A 10,392-nucleotide genomic window follows, 5' to 3' on the forward strand; every position below is an offset into this window, starting at 1 on the left:
CCGACCGGCCTCGACGCCGGCGATGCGGATCGCGTAGGTCGACGGCGGGAGCTCGATGCTGTCCCGGGTGCGGACGGGCGGCACGACGATGCCCATGTCGACCGCGATCTTCCGCCGGAGCGCGCGGACCCGGCCGAGGAGGTCGTCGGACGAGCCGGACACCATGTCGACGAGGTCGGGGGCGAGCAGGATCTCGAGGGCGTGCACGCGCATCTGCTCGAGGAGGTCCTCCGGCGAGTCCGACGAGGGCGCGGCGGCCTCGAGGGCCTGCTGCTGTGCGGCGGCGGCCTCCCGCTCCTTCGCCTGCCGCGACAGCCGCCAGCCGGCGAACAGGAGCCCGGCGCCGATGAGCAGGAACGGCACGATCGGCATGCCCGGGATGAAGCCCATCGCGATCGCGGCGACACCGGCGATCGTCAGCGCGTTCCGCGACTGCGTGAGCTGCGTCGTCGCCGAGGCACCGATCTCGGTCTCCGCGCCGGACCGCGTGACGATCATGCCGGTCGACACCGCCATGAGGAGCGCGGGGATCTGCGACACGAGCCCGTCACCGATCGTCAGGATGCCGTACTTCGACAGCGCGTCCGTGATCGAGAGCCCGTTCTGCAGCATCCCGATGGCGACGCCGCCGAGCATGTTGATGACCAGGATGAGGATGCCGGCGATGGCGTCACCCTTGACGAACTTCGACGCACCGTCCATCGCGCCGTAGAAGTCGGCCTCGGCGGAGACCGCCGCGCGACGCTCCTTGGCCTCGGCGTCGGTGATGAGCCCGGCGTTGAGGTCGGCGTCGATCGCCATCTGCTTGCCGGGCATCGCGTCGAGGGTGAAGCGGGCGCCGACCTCGGCCACGCGCTCGGCGCCCTTCGTGACGACGACGAACTGGATGACGACGAGGATGAGGAAGACGACCGAGCCGATGATGATCGACCCCGACACGGCGACGTGCCCGAACGCCTGGATGACGTCGCCCGCGAAGCCCTCGCCGAGCACCAGGCGGGTCGACGCCACGTTGAGGCCGAGGCGGAAGAGCGTCGCGACGAGCAGCAGCGACGGGAACACCGAGAAGTCGAGCGGCTTCTTCACGAACAGCGTCGTGAGGAGGATCACCAGCGCCAGCAGGATGTTCAGGATGATGAGCACGTCGAGCAGGAACGACGGCACCGGCAGGATCAGCAGCAGGACGATGCCGACGATGAAGACCGGGACGGCGAGCTTGGGGAGGTCCTTGCGGTTCATGCGGGTGCCCCTTCGGTGGACGGGCTGGTGGAACGGTCGGTGGGACGGGGTGCGCGGAGGCGCCGCGGGCGGGCGTCGCCGCTGAGCGTGGCGGGGTCGAGCACGGTGGCGACCTCGTCGGGCGTCGTCGGGCGCGGGGCCGCGTGCGTGCCGGACGCGGCACCGCGGGCCTTGAGGGTCATCACGAAGGACAGGACGCGGGCGACGGGCGTGTAGAGGTCGACCGGGACCTCCTGGCCGAGGTCGCACGCGGCGTGCAGCGCACGGGTGAGCGGGACGTCGCGGACGATGGGCACCCGGCACTCCTCGGCCTTCGCGCGGATGACGTCGGCGACCGGACCAGCACCCTTCGCCGTGACGCGGGGAGCCGACTTCCCGGGCTCGTACCGGAGCGCGACGGCGAAGTGCGTCGGGTTCGTCATCACGACGTCGGCGTCACCGATCGCCGCGACCATCCGGTTGCGGCTCATCGCGAGCTGCCGGGAGCGTCGCTGGGACTTCACGAGCGGGTCGCCGTCGGTCCGCTTCGACTCGTCCTTGACCTCCTGCTTCGTCATCATCGTGCGCTTGCGGTTGCGCCGCACGACCACGAGCACGTCGATCGCGGCGAGCAGCAGACCGGCCGCGACGGCGGCGCGGAGCAGGGTGCCGGCGCCCCCCTTCGCCGCGTCGAGCACGGACGAGAGCGGCAGGGACCCGCTGGACATGAGGACCGGGACGAGCGACTGCACGGCGAACCAGAGCACGAGGCCGACGACCGCGGTCTTCAGCAGGGCCTTCACGCCGTTCCAGAGCGCTTGCACCCCGAACACGCGCTTCACGCCGGCCACGGGGTCGAAGTGGTCGGGCTGGGGGGCCATCCGTCGGAAGTGCACACCGCCCTGCGCGACCGAGACCGCCGCGACGGCCACCGCGACGACGGCGAGCATCGGGCCGATCGTCCCGCCGATCGAGGCCAGTGCGTCGGCGAGGGCCTCGCGCACGGCGGGCACCGTCGGGTCGGCGATCACCCGCTGGACCACGCGGAGCTGCTGCTCCCCCGCGCCGGCGGCACTGCCGATCGTCGCGGGCATGACGAGCGCCGCCATCGCGATGCCGATCCAGGCGCTGAGGTCCTGCGACCGGCCGAGCTGCCCCTTGCGGTGCACCTCGCGCATGCGCTGCTGGGTCGCCTGCTCGGACCGCTCGCCGCTGCCACCGTCGGACACGTCGCCTCACCCCCGCCCGGTGATCGCGGCCACCGCGTCGCCCGTGAGCGAGGACACGACGGCCGGGAGGGCCATGAAGAGCGCACCGGCGAACACCACGGTCAGCCCGATCTTGATCGGGAACCCCATCTGGAATGCGTTCAGCGCCGGGGCGACACGGGTGAGCAGACCGAGCCCGACGTCGGCGAGGAAGAGCACCACGACGAGCGGTCCGGCGATCTGCAGCGCGGACAGGAACATCTGCCCCGCCGCCGCGACCAGCACGGACGCGAAGCCGCCGAGCGCGAAGGTGCCCGGGCTGCCGTCGGCGGTGACGAGGGGCACGGCGTCGAACGACCGCACGAGCCCGGCGACGATGAGCTGGTAGCCGCCGCTGGCGAACAGGAGCGCGAGCGAGGCCATCTGGAACAGGCGGGTGAACTGCGCACCGTTGACCTGCGACTGCGGGTCGTACGCCTGCGCGAGGGTGAAGCCGCCGAACAGGTCGACGAGCCCGCCCGCGGACTGCACGGCCGCGAAGACCAAGTAGACGAGGAAGCCGAGGCCGAGCCCGACGACGAGCTGGGTGAGCAGGGCGAGCAGGAAGCCGGCCGTGTCGAGCGACGTGTAGCCGAGCCCGACGCGGGGCGCGACGCCGATCGCCAGGCCGAGCCCGAGGATGATCTTCACGGTGCCGGGGAACGCCTTGTACGCGAACGGCGGCGCGATCACGAAGAACGCGACGAGGCGCACGCCGGTGAGCATCGTGGCCTCGATCCGGTCCGCATCGATGACGAGGTCCACGGCTAGGTCCCCAGCAGCTTCGGGATCATGTCGAAGGCGACGTGGGTGAACGCCACCATCTCCGCGATCATCCAGTTGCCGCAGACGACGAGCGCGATGGCGACGGCGACGGCCTTCGGCACGAACGAGAGCGTGACCTCCTGGATCTGCGTGACCGACTGGAACAGCGAGATCGCGAAGCCGACGACGAGCGACGTGACGAGCACCGGCGCGGCGAGCTTCGCCGACACCAGGAGCGCCTGGAGGGTGAGGTCGATGACCGCCTGCTGGTTCATCAGCGCACCACCTGGTAGCTCTCGATGAGGGACGTGATGATGAGCCCCCACCCGTCGACGAGGACGAACAGCAGGATCTTGAACGGCAGCGAGATCATCACCGGCGGGAGCATCATCATGCCCATCGACATCAGCGCCGCGGAGACGACGAGGTCGATCACGAGGAACGGGATGAAGATGACGAACCCGATGATGAAGGCGCTCCGCAGCTCGGAGATGACGAACGCGGGGATGACGGTGGTCATCGGGACGGCGTCCAGGTCCTTCGGGTTCGCCTGACCGGCGGCGCGGGTGATGAGCGCGACGTCCTCCTCGCGCGTCTGGTGGAGCATGAACGTCCGCAGCGGCTTCGTGCCGATCTCGACGGCCTTCGCGAAGTCGATGTGCCCCGCCAGGTAGGGCTGCAGGGCGTCGTCGTTGATGTGCCCGAGGACCGGTGCCATCACGAAGAGCGACAGGAAGAGCGCCAGTCCCGCGATCACCTGGTTCGGCGGGATGCCCTGCAGGCCGAGGGCGTTCCGGGTCATCGCCAGCACGACGAAGATCTTCGTGAACGACGTCATCATGAGCAGCAGGGCCGGGGCGACGCTCAGCAGCGTGATGCCGAGCAGGGTCACGATCGCGGACGACGGCGCGCCGTCGGGGCCGTTCACGCTGACGCTGAAGTCGCCGTTCGTCGGGGCCGTGGGCGTCGCGGGTGCAGTCGGCGCGGTCACGCCGGCGGCGTGCGCACCGCCGGCGGTGAGGAGCAGGAAGCCGGCGACCATCGCCAGCCCGAGGACGACGAGGGTGAGGGTGCGGCCGGTCCGCAGCGCGGCCGTCACCCGGCCCGCCGGCCCCGGAGCGCGGCCGCGGCCTGCCGCCACGTGTCCGCGGACAGGACGGAGCCCTGCAGCTGCTGCGCGGTGGGCACGACGGTCCGGCCCGGTCGACGGGCCGATCCGCGGGGCCGCTTGGGCAACGGCGTCGCCGTGTCGGCCGGGAGGACCGTGGCGGCACGGTCCTGCCGCTCCAGTTCCGCACGGAACCGGTCGGCGGACGGGGCCGCCGGTGCGGGCTCGGGTGCGACAGGTGCGACGGGTCGGACGGGCGCGACGGTCGGCAGGACGACCGGACCGGTGACGATGCTGAGCTCGGGGGCCGGGGTCGGACCGCTCCGCAGCAAGGAGACGCTCTGCTCGGAGACGCCGAGCACGAGGCGCTCGCCCTCGACGTCCACGACGACGACGCTGGCCTTGCCGCCGATGCCCTGGCGACCGACGACCTCGACCGCGGCGGACCGACGACCGCGGCCCTTCGCCGCGGCCCCGAGGCCGCCCTTCGTCGCGCGACGGTGCAGCACCCACATCAGGGCGAGCACGACGCCGAGCGAGACGGCGACCCGGAGGGCCATCCAGAGGGTGTCCACGGATCAGACCGTCTCGGCGACGTCGAGGATCTTGGTGATGCGGACCGCGTAGTCCTGGTCGACGACGACGACCTCGCCGTGCGCGATGAGCCGGCCGTTCAGCAGGACGTCCGCGGGGGCGCCGGCGCTCCGGTCGAGCTCGACGACGGCGCCGGGCTCCATGCCGAGGACGTCGCGGACCGACATCCGGGTGCGCCCGATCTCGACCGTCAGGGTCATCTCGACGTTGTTGATCCGGCCGAGGTTGCCGGTGGGCAGCGCGCCCGCGACCGCCGGTGCCGACACGGTGCCGTTCTCGCGGACCCGGATGCCGAACCAGCCCCCGGCGACGCCGCCGGCGGTGAGCTCGAAGACCACCGTCTCGGGGTCGGCGAACAGGGACGCGGCGGACTCCCGCCGGGCATCGCCGAGCACGCCGACGCCGAGCACGCCGGCGGCGGCCTCGAGCGACGGACGGAGCACGTCGGTCACGTCGACCAGGGCGGCATCGGCACCACCGGCGGCGACGACCGCGGCGAGGTCGGTGAGGACCAGCGCGAGGTCCGCGGAGAGCCCGCCGACGAACGAGGCGACCACGCCGTCCACCGCGGCCTCGAGGGCGACGGGAGCCGCGCCTCCCGGCAGGAGGACGGCGGTCAGCGGGGCGGCCGTCGGGAGCTGCGCCGCGAGCGACTCGGCCGCGGTGGCGTGGAGGGTGGTGGTGGCGCTCATGCGTGCTGCTCCGGATCGGTGGTGGTGACGACGATGCCGGCGAGGCGCGAGCCGTTCGCGCCGACGGCGGCGGTGCCGACGGGTTCGCCGTCGACCGCGATGGTGAGGGGGCGGTGCTGCGGGTGCGGCAGCGGCAGGACGTCGCCGACGGCGAGCCGGAGGACCTGCGTCGGCAGGACGGCGGCCGGCGCGAAGTGCAGGCTGACGCCCACGGGCACGTTCGCGAGCTGGGCGTCGAGCAGGACCTTCGCGTCGGCGGCGGAGACGCTCGTGGTGTCCTCGCCGAGCTGCGGGAGCACCGCCTCGGCGGGCAGCGCGAGCGTGCCCGGCGCCACGCGGTCGCCGACGCGGATCGAGAAGGACGCCACGATCATCAGGTCGCCCTTCTGCGCGGCCTGGGCGAACTGGCTGTTGAACTGGAAGCCACCGGTCGTGACGTCGTGCGCGAGGAGGCCGCCGAACGAGTACCGGAGGTCGTCGAGGGCGTCCTCGACGATCTTGCGGACGAGGGCCTGCTCGATGGGGGTGAAGGTGCGCTCCGGGGTCGGCAGCGGCTTCGACGCGCCGAGCGCGTGCGACACCCACGTGAGCGCGGCGTCGAGCGGGACCTGCAGCACGCCCTTCGGTGCCGTCTCCGCGATCGGCAGCAGCACCATGCCGGTCAGGGCGGGCAGGGAGGCGGCGTACTCGTCGTACGTCGTGAGCTCGACCTGCTCGCACGTGACCTGGCTGACGGCGCGCACCTTGGCCGTGAGCTGCGTGCCCCACTGGCGCGCGAACGTCTCGAAGGCGAGCTCGAGGACCCGTGCGTGCTCGCGGGCGAGCGTCGACGGGCGCGCGAAGTCGTACACCTCGGGCGCGGGCAGGGTCTCGGTCACGGGTGCGTCTGTCGGCCGCCGTGCATCGGCCGTCAGTGCTGTACCCCGTACTGGGGCGGTGGCGACACGGGTGCCGGTACCGCCCCGACGCCCGGCGCGGCGGGGTGGGATCGGGTGGTGCGGATCCTGTCCGCGAGCGGTCTAGCCCTGTCGTGCTCCGTCCTGCGCCTTCGCCAGCGCCGGCATCAGGGCGCTCACGTCCTGGTCCTGGTTCGACAGCACGACGATGTCGACCCGACGGTTGAGCGTGTTGTCCGCGTCGCTGACGCCCCGGGCGAGCGGGCGGCTCGACCCGAAGCCGACGCTCTGCACGTGGTCCGCGGGCATCCCGCCGCGCTCGACCAGGTCACGGAGCACGCCCGTCGCCCGGGCTGCGCTGAGCTCCCAGTTCGTCGCGTAGGGCGCGGTCGAGTTCCGCTGGTCGGCATGGCCCTCGACGCTCACGTCGTGCGCGCTGCTCTTCAGGACCGGCGCGATGGCGTCCATGATGCGACGCGCCTGGTCGGACAGGTCGGCGCTGTTCGTGGCGAAGTACGTCTCGCTGCCGACGAGCCGGACGGTGAGCCCGCGGTCGTCCACGGCGAACTGCACCTTCGACGACTCGCCGGCCTTGTCCAGGTTGCCCTGGATCGCCGCCTCGATCGCCTTCAGGTCGTCGAGCTCCGACTGCGCCGCCGCGAGGTCGGCCTTCGTCGCGACCGGGGGCACCGCCGTCGACGCCGGGTCGACGTTCGTGTCCTCGGCACCCGACGCCGCCGTGGAGTGGTCGGCGTCGGACTTGTCCGTCGCGTACCCCTTGCCGTCCTTGGTGACCTGGGACTTCGACACGATCGTGCCCGACGCGGTGTCGACCTTCTCGGACTTGACCTCGCCGAAGCCGGTCGCGAGCGAGTTCTTCAGCGCGATGTACTTCTCCTGGTCCACCGACGACATGGCGAACAGCACGAGGAACATGCACATCAGGACCGTGATCATGTCCATGTACGACGCCATCCATCGCTCGTCGGGGTGCTCGGCCTCGTCGTGACCGCCCTTCTTCCGACCGCGTCCGCGGCCGCGGGGGTTCGCGCTCACGGTCAGGCCGCCAGCTGCTGGTCGTCGACGCTGGCCTTCGCGCCCTTGCCCGCCTTGCCGGCCGCACCGCGTGCCGCCGGCGGCACCATGGCCGTCAGGCGCTCACCGAGCAGGCGGGGCTGGCTGCCGGCCTGGACCGCGAGCAGGCCCTCCATGAGGAGCGTCTGCCGGTCCGCCTCGAGCTGCGCGAGCTTCCGGAGCTTCCCGCCGAAGGGCAGCCAGAGGAAGTTCGCGGTGAGGAGGCCCCACAGCGTCGCGACGAACGCGCTCGCGATGAGCGGACCGAGCTCGTCGGGCTTGCCGAGGTTGGCGAGCACGTGCGTCAGCGAGACGACCGTGCCGATGATGCCCACCGTCGGGGCGAAGCCGCCGAGGCCCATGAAGAACGCGCTGGCGCTCCGCATCGGTGCGGCGTTCGACTCGATCTCGTCCTCGAGCAGGATCCGCAGCTCGTCGCCGTCCGTGCCGTCGGCGATGTTCTGCAGGGCCTTCTTCATGAAGGGGTCGTCGTGCTTGTCGGCCTCCTGCTCGAGGGCGAGCAGGCCGTTCGACCGCGCGGTCTCGGCGAGTCCGACGACGTCGTCGATGACGGTCTGGGGCGGGGTGACCTTACCGGTGAACGCCTTGGGCACCGTCTTGAACGCGGCGAGGGCGTCCTTCATGGTCGTGCTCGCGACGCCGCAGCCGATGGTGGCGACGAACACGAGGAGCATCGGGGCGGGCAGGAAGAGCCCCGCCATCTCGACGTGCTCCATCTGCGCCATGCCGAACAGGGCGCCGAAGGCCAGCAGGATCCCGACGATGGTCGCGATGTCCATCTCAGCGCCCCCCGTCCAGCGTGCGGGCACCGTCGCGACGGCCGGTCGCGACCAGCGGGGCGACCGGGGCGAGGGTGGGCTGCGGGCCGGTCGCGTTCCCGGGGAGCTCGGCACCGTAGGCCATGCCGACGATCCGGGCGCGGTAGGCGGCCACGGCGTCGATGACCTCGGCCATGGACTCGCGCACGATGTACTTCGCACCGTCGACCATGATGAGCGTCGTGTCCGGCGTCTCCTGGATGCGCTCCACGAGGTCGGGGTTGACAGCGAATGCGCTGCCGTTGAGTCGTGTGACGACGATCATGGCCCGTCCTGGTTCTCGATCGTCCCGCCGCCGTCCGTGGGGCGGGATGCAGACCCGTCCGTGGGTGTGCACCGGTGCCTATCGGCGCGGCGGGCCGACGCGTTAGCGGCGGTGTGCAGACCGACGCTCGCCGAGGCCTCGGGAACTCATGGATGAGTTGAACTGCGGTCGTACCTGCGAGGAAGCCGTGTCCGGGACGCTGTTTTATCTCACCACCGTGTTACCGTGGCGTCCATGTCCGACACCACCACCGTCGTCACGCCCGCCGACCCGGCAGCCGCCACCTCGGCCGCCGCGCCCCTCCGCGAGGTCGGCGCCCTCATCCGCGGTGCCCGCAAGGGCCGCAGCATGACCCAGTCCCAGCTCGCCGAGCGCGTCGGCACCAGCCAGAGCGCGATCAACCGGATCGAGCAGGGCGGCCAGAACCTCTCCCTCGAGATGCTGACCCGGATCAGCGACGCCCTCGACCAGCAGATCGTCTCGATCGGCGGCGCCCCGCAGCGGGCGCACCTGCGCGTGCAGGGCGGCCGGAAGCTCAGCGGGTCGATCGCGGTGAACTCGAGCAAGAACGCCGCCGTCGCACTGCTCTGCGCCTCGCTCCTCAACCGCGGGGTGACCCGCCTGCACCGCGTGGCCCGCATCGTCGAGGTCGACCGCATCATCGACGTGCTCCGCAGCCTCGGCGCGACGGTCACGTGGTCGGAGGACGGCGAGACGCTCGAGATCGTCGCGCCGGCCGACCTGCACCTCGACGCCATCGACGCCGACGCAGCCCGCCGCACGCGCAGCGTCCTCATGTTCCTCGGTCCGCTGAGCGGCCGCTACGGCTCCTTCCGCCTCCCCTACGCGGGCGGCTGCGACCTCGGCACCCGCACCGTCGAGCCGCACCTCATCGCGCTGCGCCCCTTCGGCGTCGACGTCGAGGCGACCTCCGGGTGGTACGAGGTCGACGTGGCGAACACCGAGGTGCCGACGAAGTCCGTCGTCCTGACTGAGCGTGGTGACACCGTGACCGAGAACGCGATCCTCGCCGCGGCCGCCCGCGACGGCGTCACCACCATCCGGAACGCCAGCCCCAACTACATGGTGCAGGACCTCTGCTTCTTCCTCGAGCTGCTCGGCGTGCAGATCGAGGGCATCGGCACGACGACACTCCGCATCACCGGCAGGAGCCGCATCGACGAGGTCGTGGACTACTGGCCGAGCGAGGACCCGGTGGAGGCGATGAGCCTGCTGACCGCCGGCATCGTGACGTCCTCGACCCTGACCGTCACGCGGGCGCCGATCGAGTTCCTCGAGATCGAGCTCGCGACCCTGGCCGAGATGGGCCTGCGCTTCGACGTCAGCGAGGAGTACGCAGCGGCGAACGGCCGCACGCGCCTCGTCGACATCACCGTGCACCCGTCCGAGCTGCACGCGCCGATCGACAAGATCCACGCGATGCCGTTCCCCGGTCTGAACATCGACAACCTGCCGTTCTTCGTCGTGATCGCGGCGATGGCCGAGGGCACCACCCTCGTGCACGACTGGGTGTACGAGGGCCGGGCCATCCACCAGTACGGAAGAGCGTCGTGTAGGGAAAGAGAGTGCAGAGCCGAGCGGAGTCAGTGCAGCAGGGATGGGAAGCGCGTAGTGACGGGACAGAGAGAGCATCGCCGGGGGAGATGTGGAGATCGTAGACGGCTGCAGACTAG

General features: G+C 71.4%; 11 protein-coding genes. All 11 read right to left on the minus strand.

All coding sequences use genetic code 11. From position 1 onward, the window contains the following. A partial coding sequence (locus tag H7A69_RS16480; protein ID WP_182048041.1) for a flagellar biosynthesis protein FlhA occupies nt 1–1,239 on the minus strand: 1,239 nt, incomplete at its 3' end. Then, nucleotides 1,236–2,447 carry a flagellar biosynthesis protein FlhB gene (locus H7A69_RS16485; RefSeq protein ID WP_182048042.1) on the minus strand — a complete coding sequence of 404 codons (1,212 nt, stop codon included), beginning with the start codon at nt 2,445–2,447 and terminating at the stop codon, nt 1,236–1,238. The genes H7A69_RS16485 and H7A69_RS16480, both read right to left, overlap by 4 nt. A gap of 6 nt (nt 2,448–2,453) precedes the next feature. Continuing rightward, nucleotides 2,454–3,230 (minus strand): flagellar biosynthetic protein FliR, encoded by a 777-nt coding sequence (locus tag H7A69_RS16490; protein ID WP_069710947.1) that lies wholly within the window; start codon nt 3,228–3,230, stop codon nt 2,454–2,456. Nucleotides 3,231–3,232: 2 nt separating this feature from the next. Then, a complete protein-coding gene (locus H7A69_RS16495) occupies nt 3,233–3,505 on the minus strand; it encodes a flagellar biosynthetic protein FliQ (protein ID WP_069710948.1) in 273 nt (90 codons plus the stop codon). Next, nucleotides 3,505–4,272 (minus strand): flagellar type III secretion system pore protein FliP, encoded by a 768-nt coding sequence (fliP, locus tag H7A69_RS16500; protein WP_182048047.1) that lies wholly within the window; start codon nt 4,270–4,272, stop codon nt 3,505–3,507. Before fliP ends, H7A69_RS16495 begins: the two co-directional genes overlap by 1 nt. A 53-nt stretch (nt 4,273–4,325) precedes the next feature. Continuing rightward, entirely contained in the window at nt 4,326–4,913 is a 588-nt protein-coding gene (locus H7A69_RS16505) for a FliO/MopB family protein (protein WP_182048043.1), read from the minus strand. A gap of 3 nt (nt 4,914–4,916) precedes the next feature. Continuing rightward, entirely contained in the window at nt 4,917–5,624 is a 708-nt protein-coding gene (gene fliN, locus H7A69_RS16510; RefSeq protein WP_069710950.1) for a flagellar motor switch protein FliN, read from the minus strand. Beyond that, nucleotides 5,621–6,502, minus strand: coding sequence for a flagellar motor switch protein FliM (locus tag H7A69_RS16515; protein ID WP_182048044.1), 882 nt, complete (start codon nt 6,500–6,502; stop codon nt 5,621–5,623). The genes fliN and H7A69_RS16515 overlap by 4 nt, the downstream gene beginning before the upstream one ends. Nucleotides 6,503–6,643: 141 nt before the next feature. After that, on the minus strand, nt 6,644–7,576 hold the full coding sequence (locus H7A69_RS16520; RefSeq protein ID WP_182048045.1) for a flagellar motor protein MotB: 933 nt from the start codon (nt 7,574–7,576) through the stop codon (nt 6,644–6,646). 2 nt (nt 7,577–7,578) lie between these two features. After that, complete coding sequence (locus H7A69_RS16525; protein WP_069710953.1) at nt 7,579–8,394, minus strand: motility protein A; 816 nt, start codon at nt 8,392–8,394, stop codon at nt 7,579–7,581. A 1-nt stretch (nt 8,395) separates the two neighbouring features. Beyond that, the gene (locus H7A69_RS16530) at nt 8,396–8,698 is read right to left on the minus strand and encodes a flagellar FlbD family protein (protein WP_182048046.1); all 303 of its coding nucleotides are present in this window, start codon (nt 8,696–8,698) and stop codon (nt 8,396–8,398) included. Nucleotides 8,699–10,392: the final 1,694 nt, after the last annotated feature.

This window comes from Curtobacterium sp. ME26, assembly GCF_903970945.1.
Taxonomy (GTDB): Bacteria; Actinomycetota; Actinomycetes; order Actinomycetales; family Microbacteriaceae; genus Curtobacterium; species Curtobacterium citri.

Excerpts from the sequence above, each read along its gene's own strand:
- H7A69_RS16495 (WP_069710948.1), bottom strand. The coding sequence starts at position 3,505 with ATGAACCAGCAGGCGGTCATCGACCTCACCCTCCAGGCGCTCCTGGTG.
- H7A69_RS16525 (WP_069710953.1), bottom strand. The coding sequence starts at position 8,394 with ATGGACATCGCGACCATCGTCGGGATCCTGCTGGCCTTCGGCGCCCTG.
- fliP (WP_182048047.1), bottom strand. The coding sequence starts at position 4,272 with ATGGTCGCCGGCTTCCTGCTCCTCACCGCCGGCGGTGCGCACGCCGCC.
- H7A69_RS16530 (WP_182048046.1), bottom strand. The coding sequence starts at position 8,698 with ATGATCGTCGTCACACGACTCAACGGCAGCGCATTCGCTGTCAACCCC.
- fliN (WP_069710950.1), bottom strand. The coding sequence starts at position 5,624 with ATGAGCGCCACCACCACCCTCCACGCCACCGCGGCCGAGTCGCTCGCG.